This is a genomic window from Arenimonas malthae CC-JY-1 (assembly GCF_000747075.1).
In the GTDB taxonomy this organism is placed as follows: domain Bacteria; phylum Pseudomonadota; class Gammaproteobacteria; order Xanthomonadales; family Xanthomonadaceae; genus Arenimonas; species Arenimonas malthae.
This window is the reverse complement of record NZ_AVCH01000149.1, coordinates 1-17,030: the sequence shown is the minus strand read 5'-3', so window position 1 is coordinate 17,030 and position 17,030 is coordinate 1. Positions and strand designations below refer to the sequence as shown.

General features: G+C 68.2%; 14 protein-coding genes and 9 tRNA genes. 21 read left to right on the top strand and 2 right to left on the bottom strand.

From position 1 onward, the window contains the following. Window positions 1–45: 45 nt before the first annotated feature. The 21 genes from N790_RS06810 to N790_RS06710 all read left to right on the top strand — a co-directional run bounded on the left by N790_RS06810 (window position 46) and on the right by N790_RS06710 (window position 15,834). Window positions 46–552, top strand: coding sequence for a CinA family protein (locus N790_RS06810; RefSeq protein ID WP_043802421.1), 507 nt, complete (start codon window positions 46–48; stop codon window positions 550–552). A 53-nt stretch (window positions 553–605) separates the two neighbouring features. Then, a complete protein-coding gene (gene lexA, locus N790_RS06805; protein ID WP_043802420.1) occupies window positions 606–1,235 on the top strand; it encodes a transcriptional repressor LexA in 630 nt (209 codons plus the stop codon). A 182-nt stretch (window positions 1,236–1,417) separates the two neighbouring features. Beyond that, window positions 1,418–2,452 (top strand): recombinase RecA, encoded by a 1,035-nt coding sequence (gene recA / locus N790_RS06800; RefSeq protein ID WP_043802418.1) that lies wholly within the window; start codon window positions 1,418–1,420, stop codon window positions 2,450–2,452. Between the two features lie 7 nt (window positions 2,453–2,459). Continuing rightward, window positions 2,460–2,936 (top strand): regulatory protein RecX, encoded by a 477-nt coding sequence (locus N790_RS06795; protein WP_052385755.1) that lies wholly within the window; start codon window positions 2,460–2,462, stop codon window positions 2,934–2,936. An 82-nt stretch (window positions 2,937–3,018) separates the two neighbouring features. Further along, entirely contained in the window at window positions 3,019–5,697 is a 2,679-nt protein-coding gene (alaS, locus tag N790_RS06790; protein WP_043802416.1) for an alanine--tRNA ligase, read from the top strand. A 136-nt stretch (window positions 5,698–5,833) separates the two neighbouring features. Beyond that, window positions 5,834–6,052 (top strand): carbon storage regulator CsrA, encoded by a 219-nt coding sequence (gene csrA / locus N790_RS06785; RefSeq protein WP_043802414.1) that lies wholly within the window; start codon window positions 5,834–5,836, stop codon window positions 6,050–6,052. A gap of 55 nt (window positions 6,053–6,107) precedes the next feature. Beyond that, a tRNA-Ser gene (locus tag N790_RS06780) sits at window positions 6,108–6,200 on the top strand. A 142-nt stretch (window positions 6,201–6,342) separates the two neighbouring features. Further along, window positions 6,343–6,419 (top strand) — tRNA-Arg (locus N790_RS06775). A gap of 130 nt (window positions 6,420–6,549) precedes the next feature. Continuing rightward, window positions 6,550–6,626: transfer RNA gene (locus tag N790_RS06770), tRNA-Pro, on the top strand. A gap of 68 nt (window positions 6,627–6,694) precedes the next feature. Then, window positions 6,695–6,771: transfer RNA gene (locus N790_RS06765), tRNA-Arg, on the top strand. A 35-nt stretch (window positions 6,772–6,806) separates the two neighbouring features. Then, a tRNA-His gene (locus N790_RS06760) sits at window positions 6,807–6,883 on the top strand. 52 nt (window positions 6,884–6,935) lie between these two features. Next, window positions 6,936–7,011: transfer RNA gene (locus N790_RS06755), tRNA-Lys, on the top strand. A 31-nt stretch (window positions 7,012–7,042) separates the two neighbouring features. Then, a tRNA-Leu gene (locus N790_RS06750) sits at window positions 7,043–7,127 on the top strand. A gap of 88 nt (window positions 7,128–7,215) precedes the next feature. Beyond that, window positions 7,216–8,517 carry a trigger factor gene (tig, locus tag N790_RS06745; protein ID WP_043802453.1) on the top strand — a complete coding sequence of 434 codons (1,302 nt, stop codon included), beginning with the start codon at window positions 7,216–7,218 and terminating at the stop codon, window positions 8,515–8,517. A gap of 26 nt (window positions 8,518–8,543) precedes the next feature. Further along, a complete protein-coding gene (gene clpP / locus N790_RS06740) occupies window positions 8,544–9,167 on the top strand; it encodes an ATP-dependent Clp endopeptidase proteolytic subunit ClpP (RefSeq protein ID WP_043802412.1) in 624 nt (207 codons plus the stop codon). Between the two features lie 114 nt (window positions 9,168–9,281). Beyond that, entirely contained in the window at window positions 9,282–10,571 is a 1,290-nt protein-coding gene (clpX, locus tag N790_RS06735; RefSeq protein WP_043802410.1) for an ATP-dependent Clp protease ATP-binding subunit ClpX, read from the top strand. 134 nt (window positions 10,572–10,705) lie between these two features. Further along, on the top strand, window positions 10,706–13,144 hold the full coding sequence (gene lon / locus N790_RS06730) for an endopeptidase La (RefSeq protein WP_043802409.1): 2,439 nt from the start codon (window positions 10,706–10,708) through the stop codon (window positions 13,142–13,144). A gap of 208 nt (window positions 13,145–13,352) precedes the next feature. After that, window positions 13,353–13,625, top strand: coding sequence for an HU family DNA-binding protein (locus N790_RS06725; RefSeq protein ID WP_043802408.1), 273 nt, complete (start codon window positions 13,353–13,355; stop codon window positions 13,623–13,625). Window positions 13,626–13,641: 16 nt separating this feature from the next. Further along, window positions 13,642–13,716: transfer RNA gene (locus N790_RS06720), tRNA-Val, on the top strand. Between the two features lie 14 nt (window positions 13,717–13,730). Beyond that, window positions 13,731–13,807: transfer RNA gene (locus tag N790_RS06715), tRNA-Asp, on the top strand. Between the two features lie 86 nt (window positions 13,808–13,893). Next, window positions 13,894–15,834, top strand: coding sequence for a peptidyl-prolyl cis-trans isomerase (locus N790_RS06710; protein WP_043802407.1), 1,941 nt, complete (start codon window positions 13,894–13,896; stop codon window positions 15,832–15,834). 72 nt (window positions 15,835–15,906) lie between these two features. On the opposite strand, the gene N790_RS06705 is transcribed toward N790_RS06710, so the two are convergent. Both N790_RS06705 and N790_RS06700 read right to left on the bottom strand, forming a co-directional pair. Continuing rightward, complete coding sequence (locus tag N790_RS06705) at window positions 15,907–16,698, bottom strand: enoyl-ACP reductase FabI (RefSeq protein WP_043802451.1); 792 nt, start codon at window positions 16,696–16,698, stop codon at window positions 15,907–15,909. An 88-nt stretch (window positions 16,699–16,786) separates the two neighbouring features. Continuing rightward, on the bottom strand, window positions 16,787–17,030 hold a 244-nt coding region (locus N790_RS06700; RefSeq protein ID WP_043802405.1), incomplete at its 5' end, for a LysM peptidoglycan-binding domain-containing protein.

Below are 17,030 nucleotides of genomic sequence, written 5' to 3'. Positions count from 1 at the left end.
AGCGTCGGGATGGCCGCCCGTCGCCGCCGCGCTTACCCTAGGCCGATGGAAGAGACCACCACGCTCGACGATGCCGCGCTGCACGCCCTGGCCGAACAGGTCGGCGCCGCGCTCCAGGCCCGCCACCTGATGCTGGCCACCGCGGAAAGCTGCACCGGTGGCTGGATCGCCAAGATGGTCACCGACATCCCGGGCTGCTCGGCCTGGTTCGACTGCGGCATGGCGGCCTACAGCTACGAGGCCAAGCAGGCGCTGCTGGGCGTGCGCCCGGAAACCCTGACCGAACACGGCGCCGTCAGCCGCGAGACGGTGATGGAAATGGTGTCGGGAGCGCTGGTCACCTCGGGCGCCAGCATCGCCGTGGCGGTGACCGGCATCGCCGGCCCCACCGGCGCCACGCCGGGCAAGCCGGTGGGCACGGTGTGGATCGGCTGGAAGCGGCGAGGCGGCTACCCGAAGGCCGAACTCTTCCACTTCGACGGCGACCGCGACGCGGTGCGCCGCCAGACCGTGGCGGCCTCCCTGCGCGGGCTGTTGGCGCTGGCCGGCTAGTTGCACGGCCGGGCTTGACACCCGGCCCGGGTTCGTTAGTAGTATTGCTACTAATGGACATCACCGACACCCAGCAGGCCATCCTGGCCTTCATCGCCGAGCGCATCGAAACCGACGGGGCCTCGCCGTCCCAGGTCGAGATCGCCCACGCCTTTGGCTTCAAGGGCGTGCGCGCGGCCCAATACCACCTCGAGGCCCTCGAGCAGGCCGGCGCCATCCGCCGCGTGCCCGGGCAGGCCAGGGGCATCCGATTGGTGTCGTCCCCGGCCGCCGACCTCGTCCCGGCGGCCGGGGACGCGCCGCTCCGTCTGCCGGTGCTCGGCCAGGTGGCCGCGGGCCTGCCCATCGGCGCCGACGCCGGCGTGCACGACATGGTGCTGCTCGACCGGGTGTTCTTCTCCCCGGCGCCCGACTACCTGCTGCGCGTGAAAGGTGATTCCATGCGCGACGAAGGCATCCTGCACGGCGACCTGATCGGCGTGCACCGCACCTCCGAGGCGCGCAGCGGCCAGATCGTGGTCGCCCGCATCGACGACGAAATCACGGTCAAGCTGCTCAAGATGGGCAAGGACGGCATCCGCCTGCTGCCCCGCAACCCCGACTACCCGCCCATCGTGGTGCAGGCCGACCAGGAATTCGCCATCGAGGGCCTCTACTGCGGCCTCGTAAGGCCGAACCGGTGAGCCTGGGCCAGAAGAAAGGCACGAGGAAAAAATCCAATTCCCTACAGCGGATCGAAGCGGAGCAGGCTGCCTTGGCCGCCACGGAACAGGCAGATTCACCGGTGCCGGCTCCTTCTCAATCCGTGAGACCTGGCCCCGCTAACTTGGCGCCCACTGACCACACACCCCCGAGGAACAAGACCATGGACGAGAACAAGAAGCGTGCCCTCACCGCCGCCCTGAGCCAGATCGAAAAGCAGTTCGGCAAGGGCGCCGTGATGCGCATGGGCGACAAGAGCACCGAGCCGGCCGAGGTCATCGGCACCGGTTCGCTGATGCTCGACATCGCGCTCGGCATCGGCGGCCTGCCCAAGGGGCGCGTCGTCGAAATCTATGGTCCGGAATCCTCGGGCAAGACCACGCTCACCCTGCAGGCCATCGCCGAGTGCCAGAAGGCCGGCGGCACGGCGGCCTTCATCGACGCCGAGCACGCGCTCGACCCCACCTACGCCGTCAAGCTGGGCGTGAACATCGACGACCTGCTGGTCAGCCAGCCGGATACCGGCGAACAGGCGCTCGAGATCGCCGACATGCTGGTGCGCTCGAATTCGGTGGACATGGTGGTGGTCGACTCGGTCGCCGCGCTCACCCCGCGCGCCGAAATCGAGGGCGAGATGGGCGACCAGCTGCCGGGCCTGCAGGCCCGCCTGATGAGCCAGGCCCTGCGCAAGCTCACCGGCAACATCAAGCGCAGCAACTGCATGGTCATCTTCATCAACCAGCTGCGCATGAAGATCGGCGTGATGATGCCGGGCCAGAGCCCCGAAACCACCACCGGCGGCAACGCGCTCAAGTTCTACGCCTCGGTGCGCCTGGACATCCGCCGCATCGGCTCGGTGAAGAAGGGCGACGAGGTCATCGGCAACCAGACCAAGATCAAGGTGGTCAAGAACAAGATGGCGCCGCCGTTCAAGGTCATCGTCACCGAAATCCTCTACGGCCAGGGCATCAGCCGCGAGGGCGAGCTGATCGACATGGGCGTGGACGCCAAGCTGGTCGAAAAGTCGGGCGCCTGGTACGGCTACAACGGCGAGCGCATCGGCCAGGGCAAGGAAAACGCCCGCCAGTGGCTCAAGGACAATCCGGCGGTGGCCAAGGAGCTCGAGGCCAAGCTGCGCGACAAGTTCGTGCCGGGCCTGGTGATCGGCGACGAGAACGCCGAGCCGGTCGAGGCCTGAGCCGGGCATGGCCGGGTCCGGGCGCCCCGGCGCCGACGCCTACCAGCGGGCCCTGGGCCTGCTGGTCAGGCGTGAACACTCCCGGCGCGACCTCACCCGCAAGCTGGCCCAGCGGGGCATCGAGCCGGAAGAGGCCCAGGCCGCCGTCGAGCGGCTGGCGGGGCAGGGCTACCAGGACGACGATCGGTTCGCGGCCAGCTTCGCCCGCGACCGCGCCGCGGCAGGGTATGGCCCCGTGCGCATCCGGGTCGAACTCTCCGGGCATGGCCTGGGCGAAGACGCCATCCAGGCCGCCCTGGCCGCCTGCGAAACCGATTGGGCAGCGCTGGCCCGTCGCCAGGTGGAGCGCCGGCATCGCCCGGCCGAATTGGCCGACCCGGCCCGGCGGCGCAAGGTCGTCGAGTTCCTCCTTCGCCGCGGCTTCGACCAGGAAAGCGCCTGGGGCGCCGTGCGGGCGGCCCCCGACGCCGCCGCCGACGACTGAACCCGCGCCCCGGAACCCGCGTCCGGGCTGGTAATCTTGGCAGTCTCGCCGGCCGATCCGCCGCCGGCCCCAGTTCAACTGCCTGCCAGCCCCCATGACCAAGACCAGCAACCAGATCCGCCGGGATTTCCTCGAATTCTTCCGTTCCAAGGGCCACGAGGTCGTCCCCTCCAGCCCACTGGTGCCGGGCAACGACCCGACCCTGCTGTTCACCAACGCCGGCATGGTGCAGTTCAAGGACGTGTTCCTGGGCGCCGAGAAGCGCAGCTACACGCGCGCGGCCAGCTCGCAGCGCTGCGTGCGCGCCGGCGGCAAGCACAACGACCTCGACCAGGTCGGCTACACCGCGCGCCACCACACCTTCTTCGAGATGCTGGGCAACTTCAGCTTCGGCGACTACTTCAAGCGCGACGCCATCCTCTACGCCTGGGAACTGCTGACCGGCGTGTGGCAGCTGCCCAAGGACCGCCTGCTGGTCACCGTCTACCACACCGACGACGAAGCCTTCGACATCTGGCACAAGGAAGTCGGCCTGCCGGTGGAGCGCATCATCCGCATCGGCGACAACAAGGGCGCGCCCTACGCCAGCGACAACTTCTGGCAGATGGCCGACACCGGCCCCTGCGGCCCCTGCACCGAGATCTTCTACGACCACGGCGCGCACATCGCCGGCGGCCCCCCGGGCAGTCCGGACGAGGACGGCGACCGGTTCATCGAGATCTGGAACAACGTCTTCATGCAGTACGACCGCCAGCCCGACGGCACCCTGGTGCCGCTGCCGGCGCCGTGCGTGGACACCGGCATGGGCCTGGAGCGTGTTTCGGCGGTGCTGCAGCACGTGCACAGCAACTACGAGATCGACCTGTTCCAGCACCTGATCAAGGCCGCCGCCGCGCTCACCGGCACCACCGACCTCGAGCACAAGTCGCTTCGCGTCATCGCCGACCACATCCGCGCCTGCTCCTTCCTGGTGGTGGACGGCGTGCTGCCTTCGAACGAAGGCCGCGGCTATGTCCTGCGCCGCATCATCCGCCGCGCCATCCGCCACTTCTGGAAACTCGACGGCCTTAGCGCCGACGGCAAGTTCTGGCGCATGGTGCAGCCGCTGGTGGAGGTGATGGGCGAGGCCTACCCCGAGCTCGTGGCCAAGCAGAAGCTGGTGGAGCAGGCGCTCAAGGCCGAGGAAGCCGCGTTCGCGCAGACCCTCGACGCCGGCATGGCGCGCCTGCACGACTACCTGGCCGCATCGGGCAACCGCATCCGGGGCGAGCAGCTGTTCCAGCTGCACGACACCTACGGCTGCCCGCCCGACCTCATCGCCGACCTGCTGCGTGAAAACGCCGACAAGGGCTGGGCCCTGGCCGACGGCGCGCTGGCCGAATACGACACGCTGATGGACCAGCAGCGCGACCGCGCCCGCGCCGCCAGCAAGTTCGCCGGCGGCACCGCGCTGCCCGCCGACCTGGTGGCCAGCCTCAAGCCCACCGAATTCCTGGGCTACGAGGCGCTGGAATCCGACGGTTGCCGCGTGGTGGCGCTGGTGCGCGACGGCAAGCCGGTGGAGGAAATCGCCGCGGGCGAGGAAGCCATCGTGCTGCTCGACGCCACGCCCTTCTACGCCGAGTCCGGCGGCCAGGTCGGCGACACCGGCGAGTTGCTCGACCCGCGCGGCACCCGTTTCGAAGTGCGCGACACGCTCAAGCTCTCGGGTACCTTCCACGGTCACCTGGGCAAGCTCGCCAGCGGCACGCTCAAGCGCGGCGACCGGCTGTCGGCACGCGTCGACGGCGCGCGCCGCCAGGCCACGGTGCTCAACCACTCGGCCACGCACCTGCTGCACGCGGCGCTGCGCACCGTGCTGGGAGAGCACGTCACGCAGAAGGGTTCGCTGGTCGCGCCCGACCGCCTGCGCTTCGACTTCTCGCATTTCCAGGCCATCACGCCCGCCGAACTGGCGCGCATCGAGGCCATGGTGAACGCGGAGATCCGCCGCAACGCCGAGGCCGAGATCCACCACATGGGCATGCAGGAGGCGCTCGATTTCGGCGCCATGGCCTTGTTCGGCGAGAAGTACGGCGAACGCGTGCGCGTGCTGCGCATGGGCGAGTTCTCCACCGAGCTGTGCGGCGGCACCCACGTGCACCACACGGGCGACATCGGCGTGTTCAAGATCATCAGCGAAGGCGGCGTGGCCGCCGGCGTGCGCCGCATCGAGGCGGTGACGGGCGAGGGCGCGCTGGCGCACATCGCCCAGGAAGAGCAGCGCCTGGCGCAGGTGGCCGGCTTGCTCGGCGGCAGCCCGCGCGACGTGCTCGACAAGCTGGCCCAGCTGCTCGACCGGCAGAAGAAGCTCGAGCGCGAGCTCGAGTCGCTCAAGGCCAAGGCCGCCGCCGGCGCCACCGCCGACCTGGCCGCCTCGGCGCCCGAGGTGGCGGGCGTGAAGGTCGTGGCCGCGCGCCTGGAGGGCCTGGACGCCAAGTCGCTGCGCGACGCGGTGGACCAGCTCAAGTCGCGCCTGGGCGACGCCGTGATCGTCCTGGCCTCGGCCGCCGACGGCAAGGCCTCGCTGGTGGCCGGCGTGCAGGGCGGCGCGCTGGGCAAGGTGAAGGCGGGCGAGTTGCTCTCGCACGTCGCCGGCCGCATTGGCGGCAAGGGCGGCGGCCGTCCGGACATGGCCCAGGGCGGCGGCAGCGACGGCCCCGAGCTGGTGGCTGCACTGGCCGACGTGCCGGCCTGGGTGGCGCAGCGCCTGGGCGGCTGAGGCCGCCCGACGGGCTCGTTTGCGCCCCGGACGGGGGCGAACTACCATCAGGCCAGGCCGCGCATGCCGCGCGGCCGGGGAACCGCGCGGCAACCGCCGCGCGGGCCGGTGCAAGGACGTATCGGGAGGGAAGGGGATGCTGATTCTTACGCGAAGGGTGGGAGAGACCCTGATGATCGGTGACTCGGTCACCGTGACGGTGCTGGGCGTCAAGGGAAACCAGGTGCGCATCGGCATCACCGCGCCCAAGGACGTCGCCGTGCATCGCGAGGAAATCTTCCAGCGCATCCAGAAGGATGACGCGCCGGCCGCTGCGGCCGGGGAAAGCGGCGCGGGTTTACCGAAGGCCGACTGAAAGGCTATCCTATGCGGCCGGTTTCGCCCGAAAGGCGTCGCCGGTGCCAGATTCCGGAGTGATGCCCGAGAGGCCGAAGGGGCTCCCCTGCTAAGGGAGTATAGGGTCAAAAGCTCTATCGAGGGTTCGAATCCCTCTCACTCCGCCAGGTGTCGAATCGCCGCCGAAAGGCGGCGATTTTTTCCACCCGGTGGCATGCAAGGATCTGGTGGTGTGTTTGTGGCATGGCAAAAAATTCGTCGCCGAAGTATTGACGAGTCGGATGCCGTACCCCATAATTTCGCTTCTGCGCGCCCGTAGCTCAGCTGGATAGAGCACCAGGCTACGAACTTGGTGGTCGGGAGTTCGAATCTCTCCGGGCGCGCCACTAATGCAAACAGGGTGCTTCGGCACCCTTTTTGTTCGGAGGTCCCGGCCCAGGCGCGTTGCGCCGAAAGCCGGCACCGCCGTACAGTGAGACTCCTGCGGCGCGCTTGTTAAGGCGTCGGCTTCACCGCCGGGGTATAGCTCAGCCTGGTAGAGCGCCAGCTTTGGGAGCTGGATGTCGTGGGTTCGAATCCCTCTGCCCCGACCAGGCGGCTCCACTCCGGATCCTGCGATCCGCATGGATGCGGCGGGGACCGGCCGGTATCATCCCGGCAGGCGCCCGTAGCTCAACCGGATAGAGCACCGGCCTTCTAAGCCGGCGGTTGCAGGTTCGAGTCCTGCCGGGCGCGCCAGGCAGGGTGGCGGGAGGCAGGGTGGTTTTACAGCGGTGGATGTAGCTCAGTCGGTTAGAGCATCGGATTGTGATTCCGAGGGTCGCGGGTTCGAATCCCGTCTTCCACCCCAGTTCCAAGCGCGGCATAATATCGCGTCGCAGCCGCTTCGGCGGGAAGATTACGGGCCGTTAGCTCAGTTGGTAGAGCAGTTGACTCTTAATCAATAGGTCGTAGGTTCGAATCCTACACGGCCCACCATCTTCCCGATGAATCGATCCCGCGCGGCGTTGCGAAAGTGGCGGAACTGGTAGACGCGCTGGATTTAGGTTCCAGTGGGGCAACCCGTGAGAGTTCGAGTCTCTCCTTTCGCACCATCCGGCAACGGAGGCGCGGGGACGAGCCGGGGCTCCGCGGGTTTTTTCATTTTCGCGCCCACAAAACGGCGCGGTCGCAGGAGTGAACATGCAAGTCTCGCTTGAGAACACCGCCAATCTGGAACGCCGCCTCACCGTCAGCCTCCCGGCCGAGCGCCTGGAAGGCGTGGTGGGCAACCGCCTGCGCGAGCTGGCGAGCACCGCCAACATCAAGGGCTTCCGCAAGGGCAAGGTCCCGACCAAGGTCATCGAACAGCGCTTCGGCGCCCAGGTCCGCAACGAGGCCTACGGCGAGCTGATCCGCGAGAGCCTGGGCGAAGCCATCCGCCAGCAGAACCTGCAGGTGGCGGGCAACCCCGAGGTCAAGGCCGAGCCCGCCGGTGACGCCGGCGAGATCCGCTACACCGCCACCTTCGAAGTCGTGCCCGAGTTCGGCACCATCGACCCGGCCAAGCTGGAGATCGTGCGCACCACCTCGTCGATCGAGGAAAGCGACATCGATGCGATGATCGAAACCCTGCGCCAGCAGCGTCGCAGCTGGGAGCCGGTCGAGCGCGCCGCCGAGGCCGGCGACCTGGTGCAGGTCGAGACCTTCGCCGTCACCGCCGAGGCCCGCGTGCCCGCCGAGGGCGTCGAGCGCGGCGCCACCGTGATCGGCTCGAACGTGATGTACCCCGAGCTCGAAGCGCGCCTGGCCGGCATGAAGGCCGGTGACGAAGTCGAGGTCGAGGTGACCTTCCCGGACACCTGGCGCGTCGCCGACCTGGCCGGCAAGTCCGCCAAGGTCACGCTCAAGGCCGCCAAGGTGTCGGCGCCCAAGCTGCCCGAGCTCGACGAAGCCTTCGTCAAGAGCTTCGGCATCAAGGGCGGCAAGCTCGAGCAGTTCCGCAAGGAAGTGCGCGCCAACCTCGAGCGCGAGCTCAAGGGCAACCTGATGCAGCGCCTGCGCGCGGAAGTGGCCAGCAAGCTGGTGGCCGCCTACGCCGGCGTCGAACTGCCGCCGCGCCTGATCGAAGCCGAGGCCCGCAACATGGCCGCCGCCGCGATGCAGCAGGCGCGCCAGCAGGGCCAGCCGAACGCCAAGTTCGAGGCCGCCCAGTTCATGGACGCCGCGCGCAACCGCGTCGCCGCCGGCCTGCTGGTGGGCGAAGTGGCCCGCCAGAACAACCTCAAGCTCGACAACAAGCGCGTCACCGAAACCCTGCAGCTGATCGCCTCGACCTACGAGGACCCGGGCCAGGTCGTTGAACTTTACCGGAACGACCCCAACCTCATGTCCAGCCTGCGCAACCGCGTGATGGAAGAGCAGGTGATCGACTGGATCGCCGAGCGCGCCAATGCCACCGAGCAGGCCGTGGGCTTTTCCGAACTGATGCGTCCGGCCGCCTGAGGCGGCCCCAACGGAGGAACGCGGGCATGGATCCGATCAAGGGCTTGAACCTGGTGCCGATGGTGGTCGAACAGACCAGCCGCGGCGAACGGGCGTACGACATCTACTCGCGCCTGCTCAAGGAGCGCGTGATCTTCCTGGTCGGCCCGATCGACGACTACATGGCCAACGTGATCGTCGCCCAGCTGCTGTTCCTCGAGGCGGAAAACCCCGAGAAGGACATCAGCCTGTACATCAACTCGCCGGGCGGCGTGGTCACCTCGGGCATGGCGATCTACGACACCATGCAGTTCATCAAGCCGGACGTGAGCACCATCTGCGTCGGCCAGGCCGCCAGCATGGGCTCGCTCCTGCTGGCCGCCGGTGCCGCGGGCAAGCGCTACATACTGCCCAGCGCGCGAGTGATGATCCACCAGCCGCTCGGTGGCTTCCAGGGCCAGGCCAGCGACATCGAGATCCACACCCGCGAAATCCTGACCCTGCGCGACCGCCTGAACGGCGTGCTGGCCAAGCACACCGGCCAGCCGATCGAGCGCATCGCCAAGGACACCGACCGCGACAACTTCATGGATGCCGAAGCCGCCAAGGCCTACGGCATGGTGGACGCGGTGCTCGACCGTCGCCCCGACGACACCATCCAGGCCTCCTGAGGCCTCCGCAGACGCGGTCTTCACGCCCCGTCCCGGCCCCGCCGGGCCGGGGTTCTGCGTCTCGCGGCCTGTGATATTCTCGACCCCGACCCATTCCACCAGGGCAGCGTAAGCATGACCGAAGACCGCCAGGGCCGTTCCGGCGACAGCAGCAAGATCCTCTATTGCTCCTTCTGCGGAAAGAGCCAGCACGAGGTGCGCAAGCTGATCGCGGGCCCCAGCGTGTTCATCTGCGATGAATGCGTCGAACTCTGCAACGACATCATCCGCGAGGAGCTGGAGGAGAAGGCGCACGCCGCCCGCAGCCACCTGCCCAAGCCGCGCGAGATCCTCGAGGTCCTCGACCAGTACGTGATCGGCCAGCAGCGCGCGAAGAAGACGCTGTCGGTGGCCGTGTACAACCACTACAAGCGCATCGAGAGCCGGATCAAGAACGACGACATCGAACTGTCGAAGTCCAACATCCTGCTCATCGGCCCGACCGGCTCCGGCAAGACCCTGCTGGCGGAAACGCTGGCGCGCCTGCTCAACGTGCCGTTCACCATCGCCGACGCCACTACGCTCACCGAGGCGGGCTACGTCGGCGAGGACGTCGAGAACATCATCCAGAAGCTCCTGCAGAAGTGCGACTACGACGTCGAGAAGGCGCAGCAGGGCATCGTGTACATCGACGAGATCGACAAGATCTCGCGCAAGTCCGAGAACCCGTCCATCACCCGCGACGTGTCGGGCGAGGGCGTGCAGCAGGCGCTGCTCAAGCTCATCGAGGGCACCGTCGCCTCGGTGCCGCCGCAGGGCGGCCGCAAGCACCCGCAGCAGGAGTTCCTGCAGGTCGACACCAAGAACATCCTGTTCATCGTCGGCGGCGCCTTCGCCGGCCTCGATAAGGTCATCCAGGCGCGCAGCACCGACGCCGGCGGCATCGGCTTCGGCGCCAAGGTGAAGAGTTCGGAGCGCAAGGTCGAGGTCGGCAAGCTGCTGGCCGAGGTCGAGCCCGAGGACCTGATCAAGTTCGGCCTGATCCCCGAGTTCGTCGGCCGCCTGCCGGTGGTCGCCACGCTCGAGGAGCTGGACGAGGCCGCGCTGATGAAGATCCTCACCGAGCCCAAGAACGCCATTACCAAGCAGTTCAAGAAGCTGTTCGAGATGGAGGGCGTCGAGCTGGAGGTGCGTCCGGATGCCCTGCTGGCCATCGCCCGCCGCGCGCTCAAGCGCAAGACCGGCGCCCGTGGCCTCCGCACCATCATGGAGTCGGTGCTGCTCGACACGATGTACGAGCTCCCGTCCCTGGAAAACGTCAGCAAGGTCGTCGTGGACGAGTCGGTGATCAACCACCAGACCGAGCCCTACCTGATCTACAGCAGCGGCGCCCAGCCGGCCCCCAAGGCCGCCTCCGCCGACTGAACGGCGCGCGCAAGTGGTTGAATACGGGCCGGTTCTTCCGGCCCGTTGCTTTTGGGGCGCGAAAAGCTTGCAAGCCGCCCCGCCGGACCCCATAACCTGAGCCATACCGGGGTTTGGCCCCGAGGGAGCCTTCCATGCAAGACACGACCCCCACCCCCGAACTCCGCCTCGACCTTCCCGTGCTGCCCCTGCGCGACGTGGTCGTCTACCCGCACATGGTCATCCCCCTGTTCGTGGGCCGCGACCGCTCGATCAAGGCGCTGGACCTGGCCATGGCCGGCGACAAGCAGATCCTGCTGGTGGCCCAGAAGAGCCCCGACACCGACGACCCGGGCGCCGAAGACCTGTATTCGGTCGGCACCCTGGCCCAGGTGCTGCAGTTGCTCAAGCTCCCGGACGGCACCATCAAGGTGCTGGTCGAGGGCAGCGCGCGCGTGGCCATCGACGGCTACGGCGAGCGCGAGGGCGCGCTGACCGCCACCGGCAAGGAAGTGGACTCGGTGTACGAGCGCGACGAGCGCGAGCTCGAGGTCACCCTGCGCTCGCTGATGACCCTGTTCGAGCAGTACGTCAAGACCAACCGCAAGCTGCCACCGGAGCTGCTGACGACGCTTTCGGGCATCGACGAGCCCAGCCGCCTGGCCGACACCATCTCGGCCCACCTGGGTGCGCGCCTGGCCGACAAGCAGCAGCTGCTGGAGACCCTCGAGGTCGGCCAGCGCCTGGAGATGCTGATCGGGCTGGTGGACGGCGAGATCGACGTGCAGCAGATCGAGAAGCGCATCCGCGGCCGCGTGAAGTCGCAGATGGAGAAGAGCCAGCGCGAGTACTACCTCAACGAGCAGATGAAGGCCATCCAGAAGGAGCTCGGCGAGATCGACGACGCGCCGAACGAACTCGAGGAGCTGGCCAAGAAGGTCGCCAACGCCGGCATGCCCAAGGCGGTGGAGGCCAAGGCCAAGGCCGAGCTCAACAAGCTCAAGCAGATGTCGCCCATGTCGGCCGAGGCCACCGTGGTGCGCAACTACATCGACTGGCTGGTCGGCGTGCCCTGGAAGAAGCGCAGCAAGGTGCGCAAGGACCTCAAGGCCGCGCAGGAAGTGCTCGACGCCGACCACTACGGCCTGGAGAAGGTCAAGGAGCGCATCCTCGAGTACCTCGCGGTGCAGTCGCGGGTGAAGCAGATGCGCGGCCCGATCCTGTGCCTGGTGGGCCCGCCGGGCGTGGGCAAGACCTCGCTCGGCCAGTCCATCGCCAAGGCCACGAACCGCAAGTTCGTGCGCATGTCGCTGGGCGGCGTGCGCGACGAGGCCGAGATCCGCGGCCACCGCCGCACCTACATCGGCTCCATGCCGGGCCGCATCGTCCAGAACCTCAACAAGATCGGCAGCAAGAACCCGCTGTTCGTGCTCGACGAGATCGACAAGATGAGCATGGACTTCCGCGGCGACCCGTCGTCGGCCCTGCTCGAGGTGCTCGACCCGGAGCAGAACAGCGCGTTCAACGACCACTACCTGGAAGTCGACCTCGACCTCTCGGAGATCATGTTCGTCGCCACCGCCAACTCGCTCAACATCCCGGGGCCGCTGCTCGACCGCATGGAAGTGATCCGCATCCCGGGTTACACCGAGGAAGAGAAGCTGGGCATCGCCGAGCGCTACCTGCTGCCCAAGCAGCTCAAGGCCAACGGCCTCAAGCCCTCCGAGCTGAAGATCAGCGAAGCCGCGGTGCGCGACATCGTGCGCTACTACACGCGCGAATCGGGCGTGCGCAACCTCGAGCGCGAGATCTCCAAGATCTGCCGCAAGGTGGTGAAGGAAATCGCGCTCGCCGGCCCGCGCAAGTCCGGCAAGGCCAGCGCCGTCAGCGTCACGCCGAAGAACCTCGACAAGTACCTGGGCGTGCAGCGCTTCGATTTCGGCCGCGCGGAGCAGGAGAGCGAGGTGGGCCTGGTCACCGGCCTGGCCTGGACCGAGGTCGGCGGCGACCTGCTGCAGATCGAGGCCTCGCTGCTGCCCGGCAAGGGCCAGCTGATCCTCACGGGCCAGCTGGGCGACGTGATGCAGGAATCGGTGAAGGCCGCCTACAGCGTGGTGCGTTCGCGCAGCGAACGCCTGGGCCTGGACGCGGAGTTCCACCAGAAGTTCGACACCCACGTGCACGTGCCCGAGGGCGCCACGCCCAAGGACGGCCCGAGCGCGGGCATCGCGATGGTGACGGCCCTGGTTTCGGTGCTGTCGGGCGTGCCGGTGCGCGCCGATGTCGCCATGACCGGCGAGATCACCCTGCGCGGCCGCGTCCTGCCCATCGGCGGCCTGAAGGAAAAGCTGCTGGCGGCGCTGCGCGGCGGCATCCGGACGGTGCTGATCCCCGAGGAAAACCGCAAGGACCTTGCGGACATTCCCAAGAACGTCACCCAAGGCCTTGAGATCATTCCGGTCAAGTGGATCGACGAGGTGCTGGACGTGGCGCTGGTGCGGCCGCTGGCGCCGGAATCGACGCCCGAACCTTCGCCCGACAACACCGAGGGCAAGGAAGGCAAGGACGCCGGTGGCGCCGCCCTGACGCACTGATCGAAGGGGCGAAAAGCGCTGGAAGCCGCGAAATAACTGGCTTTCGCTTATTGCGCGGGCAAAATGCCGCTGGTATAAATCAACCCATCCGCCGCGCGTTGGATCATCCGGGCAGCGGCGGTACAGGTGGATCGGGGCGCACCCAGGCCAAGGCCGGGCGCCCTCGGTTTTCAAGAACGCGGGTTTCCACTCGCTCAGGGAGTCAATAATGAACAAAGCCGAATTCATTGGTGCCGTCGCCGACGCCGCCGAGCTGTCCAAGGCCGACGCCGGCCGTGCCGTCGACGCGATGATCGAAGCGATCACCAAGGCCCTCAAGAAGGGCGACACCGTGACGCTGGTGGGCTTCGGCACCTTCTCGGTCCGCAAGCGCGCCGCCCGCCAGGGCCGCAATCCGCAGACCGGCGACACCATCAAGATCAAGGCTTCGAAAAATCCTGCGTTCAAGGCTGGCAAAGCCCTGAAGGATGCTGTAAACTGAGCGTCTTCCTTGGGAAGGGTGCTTAGCTCAGCGGTAGAGCGTCGCCCTTACAAGGCGAGGGTCGGGGGTTCGAAACCCTCAGCACCCACCAGGTAAGTGATACGCGGAGTGGTAGTTCAGTCGGTTAGAATGCTGGCCTGTCACGCCGGAGGTCGCGGGTTCGAGTCCCGTCCACTCCGCCATATCCCCAAGGGCGCCCCAAAAGGGCGCCCTTGTTTTTTCCAAGGCCCCGGAAGGCCCGGGGCTCCCACCGGACGTCATTGCCCACATGCTCCAGACTATCCGCGACAAGTCCTCAGGCTGGCTCGCCTTCATCATCCTGGGCCTGGTGATCATCACGATGGCCTTCTTCGGCATCGAGTCCTACTTCGCCCCGAAGGTCGAAACCTATTCCGCCAAGATCGAAGGCCCGGCCAAGTACTGGCTGTGGGGCAAGCAGGTCCGGGAGATCCCCCAGGACCAGTTCCAGCGCCGCTTCGAACAAGTGCGCCAGCAGGAGCGTGACCGCCAGGGCGAGGCCTTCGACTACGCGGCGTTCGAATCCCTGGACAACAAGCGCCAGGTGCTCGACGGCATGATCGACGAGGAAGTGCTGGGCATGGTCGCCGAGCGCGAGGGCATCACCATCGGCGAAGCCGAACTGGCGGCCGAACTCAAGCAGATGCCGGAATTCCAGCTCAACGGCGTGTACAGCCCCGACCAGTACCGCCTGGGCCTGGCCGCGCGCGGCGTGAACCACGCCCAGTTCATGGCCACCGTGCGCGCCGACATGGCCCGCCGCACCATCCCCAGCCTGGTCGCCAACACCGGCCTGGCCACGCAGGCGGAGCTCGAGGCCTACCTGCGCCTCGCGCGCCAGACCCGCGACCTGTCGCTGGTCGACCTGCCGACCCCGGCCGCGCCCGCCGCGCCGACCGAAGCCGAACTGAAGGCCTGGTACGAAGCCAACGCCGCGCGCTACCGCAGCGAGGAAAAGGTGGCGGTGGAATACGTCGAGATCGACGGCTCCACCCTCGAAGTGCCGACCGTGGTGGACGAGCAGGCGCTGCGCCAGCGCTACGAAGAGCAGCGCGCCCGCTACGTCACCGATCCCAAGCGCTCGGCCGCGCACATCCTGGTGGCGGTGCCGGCCGATGCCGACGCTGCGGCTGAACAGGCCGCGCGCGAGCGCGCCGAGGCCCTGGCCGCCAAGGCCCGCGAGCCGGGCGCCGATTTCGCGGCCATCGCCCGCGAGAGCTCGGACGACCTGGGTTCCAAGGCCGACGGCGGCGCCCTGGGCGTGGTCGAGGCGGGCCTGTTCGCCGGCCCGTTCGAAGAAGCGCTGTTCGCCATGCAGCAGGTCGGCCAGGTCAGCGACCCGGTGCGCACGCCGGACGGCTGGCACGTCATCCAGCTCACCGAATTCGCCCCCGGCAGCGAGCGCAGCTTCGACGAAGTGCGCGCCGAGATCGAGGCCGAATACCTTTCCACCGAGCGCGACCGCGTGTTCAGCGACCTGAGCAACCAGCTGATCGAGCGCATCTACCGCGACCCGACCGCGCTGGCGCCGGCGGCCGAGGCCTCGGGCCTGGAACTCAAGCGCACCGGCTTGTTCTCGCGCACCGCGGGCGAGGGCATCGCCGCCATCCCGGCCGTGCGCGCGGCCGCGTTCGCCGACGCCCAGCGCGTCGAGCGCCAGGTCAGCGACGCCGTCGAGATCGGCAGCAACCACCTGGTGGTGGTGCACGTGGTGGAAGTGGAGCCGGAAGCGGCGATCCCCTTCGAGCAGGTGCGTGACCGGGTGCAGGCCGAGGTCGTGGCCGACGCGCTGTCGAAGGCGTCCGAGGCCCAGGCCCGGGCGCTGCTGGAGCGCGCCCAGAAGGGCGAGACGCTCGACGCCCTCGCCACCGAAGTCGGCCGCACCGTCGCCACGCTGCCCGGCGTGAACCGCCAGGCCCAGCTGCCGCCGGCCCTGCTGGAGGAAGCCTTCCGCCTGCCGGCCCCGGAAGCGGGCGGCATCTCGGTCGGCATGGTCCGCCTGGGCCCCGATCGCCATGCGCTGGTGGGCGTCACCGCGGTCACGCAGGGCGACCTCGAGGGCCTGGACGACGAGACCCGCAAGTCCCTGCTCGACCAGCTCGCCCAGGCCCGTGCCGTGGTCGAGGCGCAGGACTACGTCAAGGCGCTGCGCAAGCAGTTCACCATCACGGTGGCCGAAGACCGGCTCTGAGCGCGCCAGCGCCAGGAACGAAAAAGGCCCGGGAATCCCGGGCCTTTTTCTTTGCATCCGGCGGGGCGTGGTTTACACGCCGTCGATGCCGGTCATGCCCAGGATGTTGTAGCCGGCGTCGACGTAGGTGATCTCGCCGGTCACGCCCGCGGCCAGGTCGGAGCACAGGAAGGCGGCGACGTTGCCGACGTCCTCGATGGTGACGCTGCGGCGCAGCGGCGCGTATTCCTCGACGTGGCCCAGCATCTTGCGGAAGTTGGCGATGCCCGCGGCGGCCAGGGTCTTGATCGGGCCGGCCGAGATGGCGTTCACGCGGGTGCCCTCGGGGCCGAGGTTGAGCGCCAGGTAGCGCACGTTCGCCTCGAGGCTGGCCTTGGCCACGCCCATCACGTTGTAGTTCACCAGCGCGCGTTCGGCGCCCAGGTAGCTGAGCGTGAGGATGCTGCCGTGGCGGCCCTTCATCATCGGGCGCGCGGCCTTGGCCAGGGCGGCCAGGCTGTAGCTGGAGATGTCGTGGGCGATGCGGAAGTTCTCGCGGGTCAGGCCCTGCAGGTACTCGCCCTCGATGGCTTCGCGCGGCGCGTAGCCGACCGAGTGCACCAGGATGTCGAAACCGTCCCAGCGCTTGGCCAGCTCGGCGAAGACGTTGTCGATCTGTGCGTCGTCGGCGACGTCCAGCGGCAGCACGATGTCGGAGCCGCATTCACGCGCGGCTTCCTCGACGCGCGACTTGAGCTTGTCGTTCTGGTAGGTGAAGGCGAGTTCCGCGCCTTCGCGGTGCATGGCCTCGGCGATGCCGGTGGCGATGGAACGCTGGCTGGCGATGCCCACGATGAGGGCGCGCTTGCCCGACAGAAATCCCATGTTTTCCTCCTGGTGCGGCCGCACCTGCGGCGCTGTCCCGCTAGTTTGAACCGCGTGGGGCCATACCGCCAAGCATGGTGCGCACCGCTCAGGGGTCGATGCGCAGCACCTGGCCCGGCTGCAGGATCGAGCGCCCGTTGAGGCGGTTGAGCCGGTAGAGCTGGCGCAGGTCCACGCCGTACTGGCGGGCGATGCGCGAGAGCGTGTCGCCGCGGCGCACGCGGTGTTCGCGGGCCGATTCCTCCGGCGCGCCGGGGGCATCGGCCGGCGCCGCCACGGGCGCGTTCGCCGCGGCCATCAGGGCGACCGGCGTCGCGGGCGCCAGCACCACC